At 69.6% G+C, this 18,392-nt stretch carries 19 protein-coding genes and 1 tRNA gene; 15 read left to right on the top strand and 5 right to left on the bottom strand.

What is annotated here, in order from left to right; translation table 11 throughout:
- Positions 1-230: 230 nt before the first annotated feature.
- From ileS to ndk, 4 genes are read left to right on the top strand one after another with little or no spacing between them, the layout of a single operon-like run.
- A complete protein-coding gene (ileS, locus tag ACPW96_RS11690) occupies positions 231-3,623 on the top strand; it encodes an isoleucine--tRNA ligase (protein WP_425883265.1) in 3,393 nt (1,130 codons plus the stop codon).
- The gene (locus ACPW96_RS11685; protein WP_425883263.1) at positions 3,620-4,972 is read left to right on the top strand and encodes a bifunctional folylpolyglutamate synthase/dihydrofolate synthase; all 1,353 of its coding nucleotides are present in this window, start codon (positions 3,620-3,622) and stop codon (positions 4,970-4,972) included. The genes ileS and ACPW96_RS11685 overlap by 4 nt, the downstream gene beginning before the upstream one ends.
- The gene (locus tag ACPW96_RS11680) at positions 4,969-5,421 is read left to right on the top strand and encodes a DUF4233 domain-containing protein (RefSeq protein WP_425883261.1); all 453 of its coding nucleotides are present in this window, start codon (positions 4,969-4,971) and stop codon (positions 5,419-5,421) included. Before ACPW96_RS11685 ends, ACPW96_RS11680 begins: the two co-directional genes overlap by 4 nt.
- A 2-nt stretch (positions 5,422-5,423) precedes the next feature.
- Positions 5,424-5,840: a nucleoside-diphosphate kinase gene (gene ndk, locus ACPW96_RS11675; RefSeq protein WP_425820493.1), complete on the top strand. Its 417-nt coding sequence runs from the start codon at positions 5,424-5,426 to the stop codon at positions 5,838-5,840.
- 67 nt (positions 5,841-5,907) lie between these two features.
- On the opposite strand, the gene ACPW96_RS11670 is transcribed toward ndk, so the two are convergent.
- Positions 5,908-6,504, bottom strand: a complete 597-nt coding sequence (locus ACPW96_RS11670; RefSeq protein ID WP_425820494.1) for a vitamin K epoxide reductase family protein — start codon at positions 6,502-6,504, stop codon at positions 5,908-5,910.
- 289 nt (positions 6,505-6,793) lie between these two features.
- On the opposite strand from ACPW96_RS11670, the gene ACPW96_RS11665 reads away from it, so the two are divergent.
- Complete coding sequence (locus tag ACPW96_RS11665) at positions 6,794-9,229, top strand: Rne/Rng family ribonuclease (RefSeq protein ID WP_425883260.1); 2,436 nt, start codon at positions 6,794-6,796, stop codon at positions 9,227-9,229.
- Between the two features lies 1 nt (position 9,230).
- Here ACPW96_RS11665 and ACPW96_RS11660 read toward each other — a convergent pair whose 3' ends face one another.
- On the bottom strand, positions 9,231-9,506 hold the full coding sequence (locus ACPW96_RS11660; RefSeq protein WP_425883258.1) for a DUF4031 domain-containing protein: 276 nt from the start codon (positions 9,504-9,506) through the stop codon (positions 9,231-9,233).
- Between the two features lie 266 nt (positions 9,507-9,772).
- On the opposite strand from ACPW96_RS11660, the gene rplU reads away from it, so the two are divergent.
- From rplU to rsfS, 9 genes are all read left to right on the top strand, one after another.
- Positions 9,773-10,081: a 50S ribosomal protein L21 gene (gene rplU, locus ACPW96_RS11655; protein ID WP_425820497.1), complete on the top strand. Its 309-nt coding sequence runs from the start codon at positions 9,773-9,775 to the stop codon at positions 10,079-10,081.
- A 19-nt stretch (positions 10,082-10,100) separates the two neighbouring features.
- Positions 10,101-10,364 carry a 50S ribosomal protein L27 gene (gene rpmA / locus ACPW96_RS11650; RefSeq protein WP_425820498.1) on the top strand — a complete coding sequence of 88 codons (264 nt, stop codon included), beginning with the start codon at positions 10,101-10,103 and terminating at the stop codon, positions 10,362-10,364.
- A gap of 90 nt (positions 10,365-10,454) precedes the next feature.
- On the top strand, positions 10,455-11,957 hold the full coding sequence (obgE, locus tag ACPW96_RS11645; protein ID WP_425820499.1) for a GTPase ObgE: 1,503 nt from the start codon (positions 10,455-10,457) through the stop codon (positions 11,955-11,957).
- On the top strand, positions 11,954-12,781 hold the full coding sequence (gene proB / locus ACPW96_RS11640) for a glutamate 5-kinase (RefSeq protein WP_425820500.1): 828 nt from the start codon (positions 11,954-11,956) through the stop codon (positions 12,779-12,781). Before obgE ends, proB begins: the two co-directional genes overlap by 4 nt.
- Positions 12,782-12,849: 68 nt before the next feature.
- On the top strand, positions 12,850-14,097 hold the full coding sequence (locus tag ACPW96_RS11635; RefSeq protein WP_425883390.1) for a glutamate-5-semialdehyde dehydrogenase: 1,248 nt from the start codon (positions 12,850-12,852) through the stop codon (positions 14,095-14,097).
- A gap of 64 nt (positions 14,098-14,161) precedes the next feature.
- On the top strand, positions 14,162-14,386 hold the full coding sequence (locus ACPW96_RS11630) for a hypothetical protein (RefSeq protein ID WP_425883256.1): 225 nt from the start codon (positions 14,162-14,164) through the stop codon (positions 14,384-14,386).
- Positions 14,387-14,395: 9 nt separating this feature from the next.
- Complete coding sequence (nadD, locus tag ACPW96_RS11625; RefSeq protein ID WP_425820502.1) at positions 14,396-14,995, top strand: nicotinate-nucleotide adenylyltransferase; 600 nt, start codon at positions 14,396-14,398, stop codon at positions 14,993-14,995.
- Complete coding sequence (locus ACPW96_RS11620; RefSeq protein ID WP_425883255.1) at positions 14,992-16,224, top strand: hypothetical protein; 1,233 nt, start codon at positions 14,992-14,994, stop codon at positions 16,222-16,224. Before nadD ends, ACPW96_RS11620 begins: the two co-directional genes overlap by 4 nt.
- Positions 16,221-16,610 (top strand): ribosome silencing factor, encoded by a 390-nt coding sequence (rsfS, locus tag ACPW96_RS11615; protein WP_425820504.1) that lies wholly within the window; start codon positions 16,221-16,223, stop codon positions 16,608-16,610. Before ACPW96_RS11620 ends, rsfS begins: the two co-directional genes overlap by 4 nt.
- A 28-nt stretch (positions 16,611-16,638) precedes the next feature.
- Here the strand turns inward: rsfS and ACPW96_RS11610 are convergent, their stop codons facing one another.
- Positions 16,639-17,070: a VOC family protein gene (locus ACPW96_RS11610; RefSeq protein ID WP_425820505.1), complete on the bottom strand. Its 432-nt coding sequence runs from the start codon at positions 17,068-17,070 to the stop codon at positions 16,639-16,641.
- Positions 17,071-17,195: 125 nt separating this feature from the next.
- Between ACPW96_RS11610 and ACPW96_RS11605 the strand changes: the two genes are divergently transcribed.
- Positions 17,196-17,271, top strand: a tRNA-Ala gene (locus tag ACPW96_RS11605).
- Positions 17,272-17,331: 60 nt separating this feature from the next.
- Here the strand turns inward: ACPW96_RS11605 and ACPW96_RS11600 are convergent.
- Both ACPW96_RS11600 and ACPW96_RS11595 read right to left on the bottom strand, forming a co-directional pair.
- Positions 17,332-17,817 carry an SRPBCC family protein gene (locus ACPW96_RS11600; RefSeq protein WP_425883253.1) on the bottom strand — a complete coding sequence of 162 codons (486 nt, stop codon included), beginning with the start codon at positions 17,815-17,817 and terminating at the stop codon, positions 17,332-17,334.
- 45 nt (positions 17,818-17,862) lie between these two features.
- Complete coding sequence (locus tag ACPW96_RS11595; protein ID WP_425818555.1) at positions 17,863-18,363, bottom strand: MarR family winged helix-turn-helix transcriptional regulator; 501 nt, start codon at positions 18,361-18,363, stop codon at positions 17,863-17,865.
- Positions 18,364-18,392 lie beyond the last annotated feature (29 nt).

Here is an 18,392-nt window from a genome sequence, read left to right as displayed (position 1 = left end):
GCCCGTTAGAATCGACGCACAGACACCGATCCGGCCATCACCGGGGAGTCTTCGGAAGAACGGTCCCCTCCGGGGCTCAGTAGAACCGAACGGGGCAGGCCCGTCACAGCCGCAGGAAGAGCGAGTGCGCTTCGCCGGTTTCGACGGGGCGCGCTAAGCGGGGTGGTACCGCGGGTTTCCCGAACGGGAGGGTCGTCCTCGCAGGAAGCATCGCAACCTGCTGGAGTGACATGACGTATCCCAAATCAGGACCCGACGTCCCGCCGAGCCCCCGCTTTCCGGCCATCGAGGCCGAGGTGCAGGAGTTCTGGCGCGCCGACGACACGTTCCGGGCGAGCATCGCGCAGCGCGACGGGGCGCCCGAGTGGGTGTTCTACGACGGCCCGCCGTTCGCGAACGGGCTCCCGCACTACGGACATCTGCTGACCGGCTACGCCAAGGACGTGTTCCCGCGATTCCAGACGATGACCGGCCACCGGGTCGACCGCGTCTTCGGCTGGGATACGCACGGACTGCCGGCCGAACTCGAGGCGATGAATCAGCTCGGCATCAGCGAGAAGGCTCAGATCGAGGCGATGGGCATCGACGCCTTCAACGCGAAGGCGCGGGAGTCCGTGCTCGCCTACACCCGCGAGTGGGAGGACTACGTCGGGCGTCAGGCCCGCTGGGTCGACTTCGAGCGCGGGTACAAGACGCTCGACACGACCTACATGGAGAGCGTCCTCTGGGCGTTCAAGACCCTCTACGACAAGGGCCTCGCATACGAGGGCTACCGCGTGCTGCCCTACTGCTGGCGCGACGAGACGCCGCTGAGCGCGCACGAGCTGCGGATGGACGACGACGTCTACAAGATGCGCCAGGATCCCTCCGTCACGGTGACGTTCCCGCTGGTGGGCGTGAAGGCCGAGAGCCTCGGCCTGACCGGCGTGCGCGCCCTCGCGTGGACTACCACGCCATGGACGCTGCCCACCAACTTCGCGCTGGCGGTCGGCCCCGACATCCGGTACGTCGTGGTCCCCGGCGGCCCGCTCGGCGCCGCCGACGTGCATCGCGACGACGAGGCCGCTGAGGCCGAATCGCATCGCTACCTGCTGGCAGAGGAGCTGCTGCCGAACTACGCCAAGGACCTCGGGTACGAGAGTGCAGCGGATGCCGCGGCCGCCGTCGACGCGCGTCTCACCGGCGCGGAACTCGCCGACGTTCACTACGACCGGCTGTTCGACTACTACGCCGACGAGGAGGCCTGGGGGACCCGGAACGCCTGGCGCATCCTCGTCGATGACTACGTGACGACCAGCGACGGCACCGGCATCGTGCACCAGGCGCCGGCCTACGGCGAGGACGACCAGCGGGTCGGCGAGGCCGCCGGCATCCCGACCATCATCTCCCTCGATGACGGCGGACGATTCCTGCCGATGGTGACGGATGTCGCCGGCGAGCTGTGGATGGACGCGAACACGCCGCTCGTCCGCATCCTGCGCCAGAACGGCCGCCTGCTGCGCCTGGCGAGCTACGAGCACACCTATCCGCACTGCTGGCGCTGCCGCAACCCGCTCATCTACAAGGCGGTGTCGAGCTGGTTCGTGCGGGTCACGGACTTCCGCGACCGCCTCGTCGAGCTGAACGAGGACATCACCTGGGTGCCCGAGAACGTCAAGCACGGGCAGTTCGGCAAGTGGGTCAGCGGCGCCCGGGACTGGTCGATCAGCCGCAACCGGTACTGGGGCTCGCCGATCCCGATCTGGAAGAGCGATGACCCCGAGTATCCCCGGATCGACGCGTACGGCTCCCTCGAGGAGATCGAGCGCGACTTCGGGCGGCTGCCGCGGAACGCGGAGGGCGAGGTCGACCTGCACCGCCCGTTCATCGACGACCTGACGCGCCCGAATCCGGACGATCCCACGGGACGCAGCACGATGCGGCGCATCGAGGACGTGCTCGACGTGTGGTTCGACTCCGGGTCGATGCCGTTCGCGCAGGTGCACTACCCGTTCGAGAACGCGCAGTGGTTCGACGAGCACTCGCCCGCCGACTTCATCGTCGAGTACATCGGCCAGACCCGCGGCTGGTTCTACGTCATGCACGTGCTCTCGGGTGCGCTGTTCGACCGTCCGGCGTTCACGGGCGTCTCGTGTCACGGCATCGTGCTGGGCAGCGACGGGCAGAAGATGTCGAAGTCGCTGCGCAACTACCCCGACGTCTCCGAGGTCTTCGATCGCGACGGGTCGGACGCGATGAGGTGGTTCCTGATGGCGAGTTCGGTGCTGCGAGGCGGCAACCTCGTCGTCACGGAGGAGGGCATCCGCCAGGGCGTCCGGGAGTTCCTGCTGCCGCTGTGGAGCTCGTGGTACTTCTTCTCGACCTACGCCAACGCAGCGGGCGGCCCGGAGGGAAGCGGGTACGACGCGAGGTGGAGCACGGCGTCGACCGACCCGCTCGACCAGTACATCCTGGCGCTCACGGGCGATCTGGTGCGCGGCGTGCGGGCAGACCTCGAGGGGCTGGACTCGACGACCGCGGCCGGCAAGCTGCGCGACTTCGCCGAGGTGCTGACGAATTGGTACATCCGGCGATCGCGCGACCGCTTCTGGACGGGCGTGGATGCCGCGAACCGACAGAGCAACGAGGCTTTCGACACCCTCTACACGGTGCTCGAGACCCTCACGCGGGTGGCCGCGCCGCTGATCCCGCTCGTCTCCGAGCGCGTGTGGCAGGGACTCACGGGCGGGCGCAGCGTGCACCTCACCGACTGGCCGGATGCGGATGCCTTCCCGCACCACGCCGACATCCGTGCCGCGATGGATGCCGTGCGCGAGCTGTCGAGCGTCGCCAACGCCCTTCGGAAGAAGGAGGGGCTCCGCGTACGCCTGCCGCTCGGGAGGCTGACCGTGGTGGCGGCGGATGTCGCGGCTCTCGCGCAGTTCGAGGACATCCTGCGCGACGAACTGAACGTCAAGGCGGTCGAGCTCGTCGAACTCGCACCCGAGACGGCCGTCGAGTACGGCATCACCCACCGGCTCACGGTCAACGCGCGCGCGGCGGGTCCCCGCCTCGGCAAGCAGGTGCAGCAGGTCATCCAGGCAGCACGCGCCGGCGACTGGAGCGAGGCCGACGGCGTCGTGACCGCCGGCGGGATCGTCCTCGAGCCGGGGGAGTACGACCTCGTGCTCGAAACCACGGGACGCCCGGAGGGCGAGGCTCTGGCCCTGCTCCCCTCTGCGGAGGGGGGCGGCGGCGGCTTCGTGCTGCTCGACACGACCATGACGCCGGAGCTGGCCGCCGAGGGGCTGGCGCGCGACGTGGTGCGCGCCGTGCAGGACACGCGCAAGGCGGCCGGCTTCGACGTCAGCGACCGGATCCGTCTCGAACTGGCCTTCGCCGACGGCGACGACGCCCGGGCGGTCGCGTCGGCCTTCGACGTCGCCGACGTCGCCGGGGAGACCCTGGCGATCGAGTTCTCGGTGCGGGGCTCCGCGGGCGAGACGCTGCTGGGCGAGGAGCTCGATGGACGAACGCCCGATCACTCGGCGGAGTTCGCCGCTGGTGCGTTCGCGAACGCCGGCGCCTTCAGGGTGTCGGTCCAGAGGCTCGTCTCGGCCGAGAAGCTGGGGGCGTCCGCGTGAACGACCGAGCGAGGGCGGATGCCGTCTACGCAACCCTGCTGCAGCGTCAGGACGAGCGGTGGGTGCAGCCGCGCGTCGAGCGCACCGCCCGTGTGCTCGAGCTGCTCGCCGATCCGCAGCGCACGTACCGCGTGGTGCACGTCACGGGGACCAATGGCAAGACGTCGACCAGCCGCATCATCGAGAGCCTCGTGCGGGCGCATGGGTTGCGCACCGGCCTCTTCACCAGCCCGCATCTCGAGCGGTTCACCGAGCGCATCATGATCGACGGCGAGCCCGTTTCGGATGCCGCGATCGCCGACGCGTGGGACGAGATCTCGCCGTTCGTCGACCTGGTGGATGCCCAGCTCGAGGCCGCGGGCGATGCGCCGCTGACCTTCTTCGAGCTGCTCACCGTGCTGGCGTTCGTCGCCTGCGCGGATGCCCCGGTGGACGTGCTCGTGCTCGAGGTCGGGATGGGCGGATCCTGGGACTCGACGAACACCGCCGACGGGGACGTGGCCGTCTTCGCGCCGATCGACATCGACCACGCCGACCGCCTGGGCGAGACCATCCGCGAGATCGCCTCCGTCAAGGCGGGGATCATCAAGGACGGCGCCGCGGTCGTCTCCGCGAAGCAGGACCCCGCGGCCGAGGCCGTGCTGCGCTCCGCCGCCGCGGCCCGTGAGGCATCGATCGCCTTCGAGGGCGGCGAGTTCGCGTTGACGGATGACCGCCTGGCCGTCGGTGGTCAGCTCATCTCGGTCCGCGGCCTCGCCGGCACCTATCCCGAAGAGTACCTGCCGCTCTATGGCGCGCATCAGGGCGCGAACGCCGCCCTGGCGATCGCCGCGGTCGAGTCCCTGATCGGCGGTGGCCGGCAGCCGATCGCCGGCGACATCCTCGCCGAGGGCCTGAGCGAGGTGCTCTCGCCGGGGCGCCTGCAGCTGGTGGGCGTGGCCCCGACGGTGCTCGTCGACGCGGCCCACAACCCGCACGGCGCGCGGGCGCTGGCCTCCGCGCTGACCGATTCGTTCGACTTCGACGAGTGGGGTGTCGTGCTCGGAGTGCTGGGCGACAAGGATGCCGCGGGCATCGTGGATGCCCTGGCCCCCCGCGCCGCGCACGTCTTCGCGACGGCGCCGGACTCGGATCGCGCGAGCGATGCCGACACGATCGCCGACCTGGCCGAGGCCCACGGACTCGCCACGACCGTGCACCACGACGTCGCCGACGCCGCCGCGGCGGCGCGGGAGTGGGCCGCGGCATCCGACCGCCGGGCCGTCGTCATCGCCGGCTCGGTCGTGCTCGCGGGAGAAGCGATCGCCGTCGCGTCGGCCGAGGGGTGGAAGGCAGGGCTCGACGCATGACCGCCCAAACGGCGCCCGAACCCGCCCCGCGCCCCCGGCGCCGCAGGACCCTGGTGGAGAATCTGGGCGCGATCGTGCTCGGCTTCGAGTCCGTGGTCGTCTTCCTCGGTGGCCTGGTGGTCTACGGCCTCAACGTGCTCCCTGAGGGGATCCCGTCCTGGTGGGGGGTCGTGGCCGGGTCGGTCCTCGCCGTGCTGATGGTCCTGACCGCCGGCATGCTGCATCACCGCTGGGCGATCGCCTTCGGCTGGGTGCTGCAGCTGCTCGTCGCGCTCGGTGCGTTCCTCGTCCCCGCGTTCCTGCTCATCGCGCTCGTTTTCGGCGGCATGTGGGCGTATGCGACGATCGGTGGAGCACGCATCGAGGCTCGCTCGGCATCCGGCCCCGATTCCCCGTCGCAGCAGCAGGATCACCGGACGCAGCCCCAGACCCCGAAAGAGAGTGACTGACAATGGCCACCGAAGAGACCCTCGTCCTCGTCAAGCCCGACGGCGTCGCCCGCGGCCTGACAGGCGCGATCCTTGCCCGCGTCGAGGCGAAGGGGTACTCGCTCGTCGACATCCGCCTCGCCGAGCCCGACCGCGACGTGCTCGAGCGGCACTACGCCGAGCACGAGGGCAAGCCGTTCTACGAGCCGCTGCTCGAGTTCATGATGTCGGGACCCTCCGTCGCGATCCGGCTCGCGGGCAACCGCGTCATCGAGGGATTCCGCTCGCTCGCCGGCACGACCGACCCGACCACCGCGGCGCCCGGCACGATCCGCGGCGACTTCGGCCGCGACTGGGGCCTCAAGGTGCAGCAGAACCTCGTGCACGGCAGCGACAGCACCGAGTCTGCGGAGCGCGAGCTCGACATCTGGTTCCCGTAGCTCGCGCGGCACATTCCTGCACGCGCTGCGTCGATTCGCGACGCGTCGACAGGAAAGTGCAGCGCAGCTAGAACAGGTTGCCGATCACGTCGAGGCGGAGCTGCGCGAGGACCGCGATGACCGCGTAGCTGAGCACCGCGAAGAGCGGCACCCATCCCATGAGGTGATCGGCGCGCCGTCGCACCGCGGCGGAAACCGGCACCGCGCCGTTGCGCAGCACGTGCAGCGTGACCGCGTAGACGGTGGGGATGGTCACGAGCCACGTCACCATGCACCAGGGGCACAGGGTGCCCAGCACGAAGATGCTCTGCGTGATGAGCCAGATCACGAAGACGAGGGCGAGCACCATCCCGGCCTCGAAGAGCAGCCAGAACCACCGCGCGAAGCGCGCGCCGGCGAGGATGGCGACCCCGACGACGATCGGGGCGATCCACGCCGACAGGCCCAGGATCGGATTCGGGAATCCGAACAGCTCGCCCTGCCACGACTCGAGGTTGGCCCGGCACTGCACCAGGATGCTGAAGTCGCAGCCCAGCGCCGCATCCGGATCGGCCAGCAGCTGAAACCGTTCGAGCGTCAGCTGGAACGCCGCCCACCACCCGATTGCGCCGGCGACGATCAGCCAGACGGCGAGGGCGGTCGGGCGGGTGCGCTGTTCCGGCATGCTCGGATTATGGCATCGCCTTCCGGGACGAAGCCGTGCGCACCACGGGTGGCGGGCACCGCATGCGTGGCGGAAACACGCGATCCCATGGTTTAGTGCGATAATGGCTGTCGATGCATCCGCGGCCGCGCCGCGAACCGCATCGCAGAAGACTTCGGGGCGACGAATGCCCCGCGACCAGAGCCAGGAGCCGGTCGCAGACCGAGTGAGTTCGCGGCACCGCAGGTGCGGCACCGCCTGAGATTTCGCCGGGTGACGCGCGGATGTCGCCCCGCAGGGAGTGCCAGTGATGGCTGATGAGAGCAATGACACCCTTGACCGCCACGAGAACAACGCAGATCAAGGTACGCAGCCGGCAGTAGAGACGCCGGATCCAGCGGGAGCGGCCGAAGCCGGTGAGCCCGCTGCCACGGCACCGTCACCGGCTCCAGAGCCCACGCAGGAGCCCCTCGAAGGCCCCGACGTCGAGCTGCCCACGGGCGAGCCCGAGCCGTCCGACGCCGGAGGAGACGCCCCCGGCACCGATGCGGAATGGCTTCCCGAGCCGCTGGAAGGCCCGGACGTGGAGCTGCCCACCGGCGGCGGGCCCGATGCCGACGCCGAACCGGATGCCGAGCCCGACCCCGAGCCCGGCCCTGTCACGGCGGTGAGCCTCGGCCTGCTCCCGGAGGTCTTCGTCTCTCAGGTCTCCACGCAGCTCCTGTTCTACGCACCCGAGATCGCCCCGCTGCCCGAACGAGCGCCGCAGGATGACCGGGATGACGTCGAGGAGCAGACCCCGTCATCCGCCCGCCGCCGCAGCCGTCGCCGAGGCGACACGCGTGACGACGACGTGCAGACCGACGCGGCTGCCCCGGCCGAGCGCCCAGCGCGCGAGCCGCGCACCCGCCAGCGCGCGGTGGAGTACATCACCGAGCCGCAGCGCATCAAGGGCTCCACTCGCCTGGAGGCGAAGAAGCAGCGCCGCCGCGACGGTCGCGAGGCCGGACGCCGCCGTCCCGTCGTCACCGAGGCCGAGTTCCTGGCGCGCCGCGAGGCCGTCGACCGCGAGATGATCGTCCGCTCGAAGAACGGGCGCATCCAGATCGCCGTGCTCGAGGACAAGGTGCTCGTCGAGCACTACGTCGCACGCAACCAGGATGCCTCGCTCATCGGAAACGTTTATCTCGGCCGCGTGCAGAACGTGCTGCCGAGCATGGAGGCGGCCTTCGTCGACATCGGCCGCGGCCGCAACGCTGTGCTGTACTCCGGTGAGGTCGACTGGGATGCCGTCGAGACCGGGAACCAGCCTCGTCGCATCGAGCTGGCCCTCAAGTCGGGCGACCGCGTGCTCGTGCAGGTCACCAAGGATCCGGTGGGCCACAAGGGCGCCCGCCTGACGAGTCAGATCTCGCTGCCCGGTCGCTACCTCGTGTACGTACCAGCCGGCTCGATGAACGGCATCTCCCGCAAGCTTCCCGACACCGAGCGGGCACGCCTGAAGCGGATCCTCAAGGAGGTGCTCCCGGAATCGGCCGGCGTCATCGTGCGCACCGCAGCCGAAGGCGCCACCGAGGAGCAGCTGACGCTCGACGTGCAGCGGCTCACCGGCCAGTGGCAGCACATCAGCGAGCAGCTCGAGACCATTCAGGCACCGGCGCTCCTGCACTCGGAGCCCGATCTGCTGGTGAAGATCGTCCGCGACGTCTTCAACGAGGACTTCACCCGGATGCTGATCCAGGGGGATGACGCACAGCACACGATCGAGAGCTACCTGCGAGGCGTCGCGCCGGACCTGCTGGAGCGCGTCGAGCGCTACGACAGCGACGCGGATCCGTTCGACGAATTCCGGGTCACCGAGCAGATCGAGAAGGCGCTGGACCGCAAGGTGTGGCTGCCCTCCGGCGGTTCGCTCGTGATCGACCGCACCGAGGCCATGACGGTCGTCGACGTCAACACCGGCAAGTTCGTCGGCACCGGCGGCAACCTCGAAGAGACCGTCACCAAGAACAACCTCGAGGCGGCGGAAGAGATCGTCCGCCAGTTGCGACTGCGCGACATCGGCGGCATCATCGTCGTCGACTTCATCGACATGGTGCTCGAGTCCAACCGCGACCTCGTGCTGCGCCGACTCGTGGAGTGCCTCAGCCGCGACCGCACCAAGCACCAGGTGGCCGAGGTCACCTCGCTCGGGCTCGTGCAGATGACGCGCAAGAAGCTCGGGCTGGGACTGCTCGAGACCTTCAGCGAGCCCTGCGACGTGTGCGCGGGCCGCGGCGTTGTGGTGCACCACGATCCCGTCGTCCGGCACCGCTCGGCGGCGCCGCAGAACGGGACGTCGGCCCGTCGCCCCGCCCGCGGAGGTTCGACCTCCTCGGGCAACGGCGCATCGGGTGGCACCCACATGATCACCGAGGGCATGAAGTCCGCGCTCGCGCAGATCGCCGCGTCGACCATCGCCGCCCCGCACCCGGAGCCGGATGTCGTGACCGTGGCCCCGGACGTGGCCGCGCCCGACGCACCCGCGGCCCTGGAGCAGGAGCCCGCCGAGCGGCCGAAGAAGACACGCAAGAAGCGCCAGCCGGCCGACCGCGCCCCGAAGACGGAGGCCGACCAGCTGCTGGACTCGGTGCTCAAGGCCCTGCCGGAGCCGAAGGCGCCAGGCCAGGGGCGGTCGCGACGCCGCGTGACGACGGCGGCGCTCAGCGGCACACCCGTGGTGCACGCTCCCCAGGGGGAGGAGTAGGTCAGCGGCCGTCGCGGCGCTCGCGCGCCGTCACGCGCAGTCCTGAGGCGATGAGGGCGCGCACGAGCTCGTGCCCGCTCACCGGCCGCGCCCCGGCGGCGACCAGCCGCCCGAGCGCTTCGGCGGGAACGTCGTAGTGATCGCGATCGAATCCGCGGCGGGGGATGCCGTTCGCCTCGGCGAACGCGTGCAGTTCGTCGAGATGCGAGTCGCTGATCAGGTGGGCCCACAGCCGGCCGTGCGCCGGCCACATCGCCTGGTCCACGAGGATCGTCACGCGATGATCCTATGCGCGGCGCGAGAGTGGGAGTCCGCCGTGAATGCGGTCGCGGGGGCGACACGCACAGCGCTCGCTTTGCGACATTGCGCGAGCGTCAGGTAAAGTAGTCCTTTGGTGCGTCTTGTGGCGCCGCATGGTCGTCAGCCCCCGGGCCTCGACCGTTCAGAGCCACGACAAGAGCGTTGCTTCCGCACCCTTGCATCCGCAAGCAAAGACTTCCGTGATATCCGGAGCCCCGTGCTCCCCAACGAAACAGGTGTGAAGTGGTTTACGCAGTTGTGCGCGCCGGTGGCCGCCAGGAAAAGGTCGAGGTCGGCACGATCGTGACCCTCGACCGCCAGAAGGCCAAGCAGGGCGAGAACATCGTGCTCCCCGCCGTGCTCCTGGTCGACGGTGACGATGTCACCACCGACGCCGACAAGCTCGCGAAGGTGACCGTGACCGCCGAGGTGCTCGGCGAGCTGCGCGGCCCGAAGATCGTCATCCAGAAGTTCAAGAACAAGACCGGCTACAAGAAGCGCCAGGGACACCGTCAGGACCTCACGCGCGTCAAGGTCACCGGCATCAAGTAAGCACGGAAGAGACTCAGACATGGCACACAAAAAGGGCGCAAGCTCCACCCGTAACGGTCGCGACTCCAACTCCCAGCGTCTGGGCGTGAAGCGCTTCGGCGGCCAGAAGGTCAACGCCGGCGAGATCCTGGTCCGCCAGCGCGGCACGCACTTCCACCCCGGCGCCAACGTCGGTCGCGGTGGCGACGACACGCTCTTCGCCCTCGAGGCCGGTGCCGTCGAGTTCGGTCGCAAGGGCGGCCGCAAGGTCGTCAACATCGTCGCCGCTGTCGGCGCCGAGTAATCACTCGTACACAGCACTCGAACGGGGCGGGCTTCGGCCCGTCCCGTTCTGCTTTTTCCACAACTTCAACCCGCTAGGGGGCAGGCACACATGGTCACATTCGTCGACGAGGTGACGCTCCACCTCCGCGCGGGCAAGGGTGGCAACGGCTGCGTGTCGGTCAAGCGCGAGAAGTTCAAGCCGCTCGCCGGACCCGACGGCGGCAACGGCGGACACGGCGGCGACGTCGTCCTGGTCGCGGACCCCCAGGTGACGACGCTGCTGTCGTACCACCACTCGCCGCATCGCGCGGGAGGCAACGGCGGCTTCGGCATGGGCGATCACCGCTCCGGCGCGCAGGGCGAGTCGCTCGAGCTCCCCGTACCGGTCGGCACCGTGGTGAAGGATGTCGACGGCACGACGCTCGTGGACATGATCGAACCCGGCATGCGGTTCGTCGCCGCTCCCGGCGGCATCGGCGGGCTCGGCAATGCCGCACTCGCCTCGCCCAAGCGCAAAGCCCCCGGATTCGCTCTGCTCGGCACGCCCGGCTGGGAGGGCGACCTCGTCCTCGAGCTGAAGACCGTCGCGGACGTGGCCCTCGTCGGCTTCCCATCGGCAGGCAAGTCGAGCCTCATCGCGGCCATCTCCGCCGCACGTCCGAAGATCGCGGACTACCCCTTCACGACCCTGCACCCCAACCTCGGCGTGGTGCAGTCCGGCGACATCCGCTTCACCGTCGCCGACGTGCCGGGTCTCATCGAGGGCGCGAGCGAGGGCCGTGGGCTCGGCCTGGAGTTCCTCCGTCACGTCGAGCGCTGCACGGCGCTCGTGCATGTGCTCGACTGCGCGACCCTCGACCCCGGTCGCGACCCCCTCAGCGACCTCGACGTCATCCTCGCGGAGCTCGCCGCCTACCCGGTGCCCGAGGGGCAGACGCCGCTGCTCGAGCGGCCGCAGCTCATCGCGCTGAACAAGATCGATGTGCCGGAAGCGAAGGACCTCGCCGAGATGGTGCGGCCGGAGCTTGAGGCCCGCGGTTACCGCGTGTTCGAGATCTCGACGGTCGCGCACAAGGGTCTTCGCGAGCTCACCTTCGCCCTCGGCGGCATCATCGAAGAGCACCGTGCCGCGCTGGCCGCGACGCCCGCGCCTGAGAAGATCGTGATCCGCCCGCGCGGCGCCCAGAAGGAGTTCACCGTCCGCGTCGAGGGCGGAACGTACGGGAACATCTACCGCGTGCTCGGCGAGAAGCCGGTGCGATGGGTGCAGCAGACGGACTTCACGAACGACGAAGCGGTGGGCTACCTCGCCGATCGCCTCGAGCGCCTCGGCGTCGAGGACGAGCTGTACCGCTCGGGTGCCACCCCCGGTTCGACGGTGGTCATCGGCGAGGGAGATGGGGTCATCTTCGACTGGGAGCCCACGGTGTCCTCGGCCGCGGAGCTCATCTCCGCCCCCCGCGGCACCGACCCGCGTCTGTACGAAGGCGGCCGCAGGACGACGACGCAGCGCCGCGAGACCTATCACGACCGCATGGACGCCAAGGCCGAGGCCCGCGCCGAACTCGAGACCCAGCGGCTGGCCCGCAGGGACGAGGAGGGCGAGGAGTGACCGCAGTCGCACGAGCCGACGTCCGCGCCGCGCGGCGTGTCGTGGTGAAGGTGGGATCCTCCTCGATCAGCGGGGACGGCGCATGGCGCATCGGCCTCATCGTCGACGCGCTGGCGGCAGCTCACGCCCGCGGTACGGAGGTCATCCTGGTCTCATCCGGTGCGATCGCGACCGGGATGCCGTACCTCGCACTCGACGCCAGACCCAGCGATCTCGCGACCCAGCAGGCTGCCGCGGCCGTGGGGCAGAACGTGCTGATCTACCGCTATCAGGACTCGCTCGATCGATTCGGAATCGTCGCCGGCCAGGTGCTCCTCACCGCCGGCGACCTCGAGAACCCGACGCACCGCAACAACGCGCAGCGTGCGATGGAGAGACTGCTCGGCCTCCGCATCCTGCCCATCGTCAACGAGAACGACACCGTGGCCACGCACGAGATCCGCTTCGGCGACAACGACCGGCTGGCGGCGCTCGTCGCGCACCTCATCTCCGCGGACGTGCTCATCCTGCTGAGCGACATCGAGTCGCTATACACCCGCCCACCGCAGGACCCGGGTGCCGAGCCCATCGACACCATCGCGCACGATGACGATCTACGAGGACTGGAGTTCGGGTCGGTCGTGGTGAACAGCGTCGGCACCGGGGGAGCGGCGACCAAGGTGTCCGCGGCACGCCTCGCCGCCGCATCCGGAATCGGAGTGCTCGTCACGAGCGCCGATCTCGTGCGCGAGGCGCTCGAAGGCGCACCCATCGGCACCTGGTTCGAGCCCCGGCCCGACACGGCTGCGCCCATGACAGGGCCCCTGGATACACTGAAACGGTGACTCTTTCCGCAGTCGAGACCGCCGTGGGCGGCGTGCCGGTCCCCGGCGCACCCGCCTCTGCCATCCAGATCGACGACGTGCACGCTCGCCTGGTGCGCGCCAAGGACGCCTCGCGCGCAACGGCCCGGCTGACCAGCGACGACAAGGGGAGCGCCCTCGAAGCGATTGCGAAGGCGCTGGTGGATGCCGCGGACGAGATCATCCGCGCCAACGGGCAGGACATCGAGCGGGGCCGTGCCGACGGCATCGGCGAATCGCTGATCGATCGGCTGCGGCTGGATTCGAAGCGCGTCACCGCCCTCGCCGATGCCGTGCGGCAGATCGCCGCGCTTCCCGATCCGGTCGGCCAGGTCGTCGGCGGCCACCGGATGCCCAACGGCGTGGCGCTCGAGCAGGTGCGCGTGCCGTTCGGGGTGGTCGGCGCGATCTACGAGGCGCGGCCCAACGTCACGGTCGACATCGCGGCGCTCGCCCTCCGCTCGGGCAACGCCGTGGTGCTGCGGGGCGGCAGCGCCGCCAAGGAGTCGAACAGCGTGCTCGTGCGCGTCATGCGCGATGCGCTGGATGCCGCCGGCGTGACCCCCGAGGCGATCCAGTCCGTCGACGACTTCGGGCGCGAGGGCGCCCGTGCCCTGATGCAGGCGCGCGGCCTGGTCGACGTGCTCGTCCCCCGCGGCAGCGCCTCGCTCATCGAGACGGTCGTCACCGAGTCCAGCGTGCCCGTGATCGAGACGGGCGCCGGCAACGTGCACATCGTGCTGGATGAGTCCGCCCCCCTGGACTGGGCGCGCGACATCGTGGTGAATGCCAAGGTGCAGCGCCCGAGCGTGTGCAACGCCGTCGAGACGGTTCTGGTGCTGCGCCCGGCAGCGGAGCGCCTCGTGCCCGTCGTGGTTCCCGCGCTGCAGGCCGAGGGCGTCACGGTGCACGGCGACGAGACCGTGGCCTCGCTCACGTCCGACGTCGTCGCGGCGACCGAGGAGGACTGGGCGACCGAGTACCTGAGCCTCGACATCGCCGTGCGCGTCGTCGACTCCCTGGACGATGCGCTCGCGCACATCCGCCGGTACTCCACCGGTCACACCGAGTCGATCGTCACCACCGACACCCGCAACGCGGAACGATTCCTCGCCGAAGTGGACTCCGCGGTCGTCATGGCCAACGCGTCGACGCGCTTCACCGACGGGGGCGAGTTCGGCTTCGGCGCCGAGGTCGGGATCTCGACCCAGAAGCTGCACGCGCGCGGTCCGATGGGCCTCGGCGAGCTGACCAGCACCAAGTGGCTCGCGCGCGGTTCCGGACAAGTGCGCGGCTAACCCATAAACTGGACCAGCCGGTCTCTCGACCACCCGACCCAAGACCACTCGAAAGGGAGTACGGATGTCTCTCGCCACACTTCTCGTGCAGGCCGCCGCTGAGTCGGAGGAGCACGGAAACGTCGCGCTCGAGACCGTCGGTTATGGGATCGTCGCCCTCCTGGTCTTCGGCGCCCTTGCCCTCGTCACCCTGTCGTACCGCAACGTGGCGAACCGCCACGCCGGAAAGTCCGCGGCCTTCGCCGCCGCCCACGGCAAAGAGGAGCACGGGACGGGGCAGGGCCACTAGGGCGACTGAATGACAGACGCCACGCGGCCCTTGCGGATCGGGGTGATGGGCGGGACATTCGATCCCATCCACCACGGACACCTCGTAGCCGCGAGCGAGGTCGCGCAGTGGTTCGACCTCGACGAGGTGGTCTTCGTCCCCACCGGTCGCCCGTGGCAGAAGCACGAGGTCACCTCCACCGAGCACCGGTATCTGATGACCGTGATCGCCACGGCATCCAATCCTCGTTTCACCGTGAGCCGCGTGGACATCGACCGAGCCGGTCCCACGTACACGATCGACACGCTCCGTGATCTCAAGGCGCAGCGCCCGGACGCGGAGCTCTTCTTCATCACCGGCGCAGACGCCGTAGCGCAAATCCTCAGTTGGAGGGACCATGATGAGTTGTGGAACCTCGCTCATTTCGTCGCGGTGTCGCGTCCAGGGCACGTGCTCAGCATCGCGGGCCTGCCCAGCGATGACGTGAGTCAACTCGAGGTTCCCGCGCTCTCGATCTCCTCGACGGACTGCAGGGATCGCGTGCGCAAGGGACATCCCGTCTGGTATCTCGTTCCCGACGGGGTGGTCCAGTACATCGGAAAGCATCATCTGTATCGGAGCAAGGCATGAGCACACCCGAGCAGCCTGGCGAGCCTCAGCTGACCCGCAAGCAGTTGCGTGAGATTCGAATGACAGGCGCCACGCCGATCATCGGCCCGGACACCGTGATCCCCGGCACCGCCAAGGCGCCGGTCGAGCAGCCGGTGAAGACGATGGAACGCGAGCCGGCCGAGAGCGAGCCGGTGGAGAGCCCGCCCGCCGAGAGCGAGCGGGTGGACAGCGAGCAGGTCGAGAGCGCGACCGGCGAGAGCGAGCACACCGCCGGGCCTGCCCCGCGGCCGGCGCCGAGTGTGCACTTCGCCCGCCCCGCCGAGCCGGCGGTCGTGTCTGCGGTGCCGATCGCCGATGCGAACGTCGACCTCGGCGTCGCGCCGCTCACCCGGCGCCAGGCACGCCAGCAGGAGCGCATCCGCACCGCCTCCGTGTCGGTCATCACGCCCGACGCGATGGCGGCGCATGCGGCCGCGGCGGCCGGAGCGGTCGAGCAGGAGCGCGCCGATGAACTCGCGGCGTCGGGGGAGCCGCACCCGGTGTCCGAGCCGTCGTGGGCTCCCAGACCCGCCGGGGTCGCCGAGCCCGCTGAGGATCCCGAGCACGCCGATACTCCCGAGCCCGCCGTCGAAGAACTGTCCGGGGACGCACTTCCTGCGGCATCCGATGACGACCGGCACGACGAGCTGGTGGCGGAAGAGGACGCCGATGGCGGCTCCGCTTCGGCCGAGCCGGATGCCGAACGACCGGTGCTGCGGCCCGGCTTCGGTTCGGAACTGCTCGCCGGCGCTGAGCCCGTCGCACTGCCCCCGTCGTTCGACCAGCTGATCGCCCGCAGTGCGACCTCCACGGGCGCGCAGTCGACCTCGAACGCGCTGATCCTCTCCCAGGCGCCGTCGCACTCCCCGATCGTCGGGCCCGTCACCGCGACCGGCGAGGTGCTCATCACCGGCTCGATGTCGCTGCCGGAGGGTCTCGGCTCTACTGGGCACGCCGCCGGCACCGCCGATGGCAAGGAGACGGATGCGGTTCTCTTCGATCGCGAGATCCCGGCCTCGTCGTCGCCGACCCCGATCGCCGCGAGCGCCGCGATCAGCACCGTCAAGGGTGCTCAGGAGATCATTCGACCGCCGGCACCCGAGAAGGGCAGCCGGCTCATGCTCACGTTGGCGATCACGGCGGGCGCACTGGCGCTCGCCCTCGTCGGGGTGCTGATTCTTGCTTTCGTGACAGGAGCTTTGCGATGACCGCCACCCCCCAGGCCGTAGAGATGCTGCAGATCGCGGCACGCGCCGCAGACGCCAAGGGCGGGGAGGATCTCATCGGGCTCGACGTCTCCGGCCCTCTGCCGCTGGTCGACATCTTCCTGCTCGTCACCGGGCGCAACGAGCGCAACGTCGGTGCGATCGCCGACGAGATCGAGGAGAAGCTGCTCGAGGCTGGGCACCGGCGCGTACGCCGCGAGGGCCGGCAGGAGGGACGCTGGGTGCTGCTGGACTTCGGCGATCTCGTCGCCCACGTCTTCCACGAGCAGGAGCGCGTCTACTACTCGCTGGAGCGCCTCTGGAAGGACTGCCCTGTCGTGCCGATCGAGCTGCCGGCACGCACCGCGGCAGACCCCCGCGCGGTCTGAGCGCCGAGCCGCGGAGCCCCCGCTCCGCCTACTGAAGGCAGAACTCGTTGCCCTCGGGGTCTCGCAGCTGCCAGTAGCGCTCGGGCCACGGACCCCACGATTGGTCGACGAGCCGCACGACCTGTGCGCCGAGCGCGACCAGTCGGTCCTTCTCGGCATCCAGCTGCTCGGCCGTGGTGCCGACGCCCGCGGCCGGGTTCACGGACACGTCGAGATGCAGCCGGTTGCGCCCCTGCTTGGGCCCGTCGGCGTGGTGGAAGAAGAGACGCGGTCCCTTGCCTTCGGGGTCCTCGGCGAGCGCACGCGCCCCGAGGTCCGCTTCGGTCAGCCCCGCATCCAGCAGCTGCTGCTTCATCGGGTCTTCCCACTCGAGCTTCGGATAGCCGAAGACGTCTGACCAGAAGTGGGCGAGCGCCTGCGGATCCTGCGCGTAGAACACGATGTTGCCGAGGACGGCCATGGTGCCTCCATTCGTCGTGCATCAGACAGTAGGCCGACTCTCCGACATCCGGCGCCGGTTCGTCGCACCGCACGCGATGTAGTAATCTAGTGGGGTTGCCCCGGCCGAGCCGGGAAAGCAAATCTGGGCCTGTGGCGCAGCTGGTAGCGCACCTGCATGGCATGCAGGGGGTCAGGGGTTCGAGTCCCCTCAGGTCCACCAGAATCCCGAGTGAAGCCGGAGTGCGCGCGCCCCATCTCGGTGTGAGGGGTGAGAGCGCCACTACCCCAGGGTGGGTGGCACCTCGAGAATGAACTTGGCTCGTGCGAGCCCCGCGGTGAGGGTCGAGCGCACTTCGCCGGCGATGATCGGTTCGACAAGTCCCAGCATCCCGTGTGCCGCTCCCTCGATGGTGGCCGTCACCGAGCATCCGTCCGGGATCGCATCGAAAACGAGGAGCGATGACATGGGCAGAATTCCAGCGGTACTGCGGATCGCCATGCGGGTGGGCGGGTCGAACTCCGTGATCCGCCAGTCGTAGTCCACTTCGCGGCCCATGGCACGCATGCGGGTGTGGATGGTGCTGCCCACTGCGACCGGCCCCGCTGATGTGAGTCGCTCCGAGATCACCGCGGCGTCCCAACGGGGACGGTTGCGTCCATCGGCGAAGAACGCGAAGGCGTCCTCGGGGGATCGGGCGATGGAAACTCTTTCGGTGACGGCGAACACCGTTCCACCCTCTCGCACGGGGAAGCCGGTACGGGCCATCCTCGGGATATCGCTGGCGGGTGGCGCTGATGCTGAGAGCGGCGCTCAGAGCGCCGCGATGTTCTTGGCGCTCTGGATCCGCGCGGTGTGCTCGGCGATAGCGCGTGCCACCGAGTCGAGGTGCTGCGTGAACTCTTCGATCTGGCGGTCGGTGAGATGTGACGTCGCCCCGCGCACCATGTCATCGAAGTCGGCGTGCATGCGTTGCATCGCCGCGTGGGCGCGCGGTGTGAGAGCCAGGACGACGCTGCGGCGATCGTCCGGATGCTCCGAGCGCTGCAGCAGGCCGGCCTCGACGAGATTGCGGGCGATGGGTGTGATCGCCGCCGTGGTGACATGCATGTGCGCCGCGAGCTGCTTCGGGGTGGCGCTGACGTGCTCGGCGATGTAGAACAAGGCGCGCAGCGCCCCGGCCGATAGTCCTTCCTCCTCGGCGATTCGTTCGCGGTTGTGGTCGAGCGCGCGTGCGAAGCGCACTGCCGCCGCCGGGAATGCGGCCAGTCGATACGACCTGGCCTCCGCGACCGACTCCTCCTCATTGCTCATCCGATCATGGTAGCGACGGGGCCTCGTTG

The sequence above is a fragment of the Micromonospora sp. DT81.3 genome, assembly GCF_049847225.1.
GTDB lineage: Bacteria > Actinomycetota > Actinomycetes > Actinomycetales > Microbacteriaceae > Microbacterium.
This window is presented reverse-complemented; position numbering and strand designations above follow the sequence as displayed.

What these genes read in the sequence shown, in the direction of transcription:
- ACPW96_RS11680 (WP_425883261.1), top strand. Translation starts at nt 4,969, where the DNA reads ATGACCGCCCAAACGGCGCCCGAACCCGCCCCGCGCCCCCGGCGCCGC.
- rsfS (WP_425820504.1), top strand. Translation starts at nt 16,221, where the DNA reads ATGACCGCCACCCCCCAGGCCGTAGAGATGCTGCAGATCGCGGCACGC.
- ACPW96_RS11670 (WP_425820494.1), bottom strand. Translation starts at nt 6,504, where the DNA reads ATGCCGGAACAGCGCACCCGCCCGACCGCCCTCGCCGTCTGGCTGATC.
- ACPW96_RS11600 (WP_425883253.1), bottom strand. Translation starts at nt 17,817, where the DNA reads ATGGCCCGTACCGGCTTCCCCGTGCGAGAGGGTGGAACGGTGTTCGCC.
- ndk (WP_425820493.1), top strand. Translation starts at nt 5,424, where the DNA reads ATGGCCACCGAAGAGACCCTCGTCCTCGTCAAGCCCGACGGCGTCGCC.
- rpmA (WP_425820498.1), top strand. Translation starts at nt 10,101, where the DNA reads ATGGCACACAAAAAGGGCGCAAGCTCCACCCGTAACGGTCGCGACTCC.
- ACPW96_RS11610 (WP_425820505.1), bottom strand. Translation starts at nt 17,070, where the DNA reads ATGGCCGTCCTCGGCAACATCGTGTTCTACGCGCAGGATCCGCAGGCG.
- obgE (WP_425820499.1), top strand. Translation starts at nt 10,455, where the DNA reads ATGGTCACATTCGTCGACGAGGTGACGCTCCACCTCCGCGCGGGCAAG.
- ileS (WP_425883265.1), top strand. Translation starts at nt 231, where the DNA reads ATGACGTATCCCAAATCAGGACCCGACGTCCCGCCGAGCCCCCGCTTT.
- ACPW96_RS11620 (WP_425883255.1), top strand. Translation starts at nt 14,992, where the DNA reads ATGAGCACACCCGAGCAGCCTGGCGAGCCTCAGCTGACCCGCAAGCAG.
- ACPW96_RS11630 (WP_425883256.1), top strand. Translation starts at nt 14,162, where the DNA reads ATGTCTCTCGCCACACTTCTCGTGCAGGCCGCCGCTGAGTCGGAGGAG.
- ACPW96_RS11665 (WP_425883260.1), top strand. Translation starts at nt 6,794, where the DNA reads ATGGCTGATGAGAGCAATGACACCCTTGACCGCCACGAGAACAACGCA.
- ACPW96_RS11595 (WP_425818555.1), bottom strand. Translation starts at nt 18,363, where the DNA reads ATGAGCAATGAGGAGGAGTCGGTCGCGGAGGCCAGGTCGTATCGACTG.
- nadD (WP_425820502.1), top strand. Translation starts at nt 14,396, where the DNA reads ATGACAGACGCCACGCGGCCCTTGCGGATCGGGGTGATGGGCGGGACA.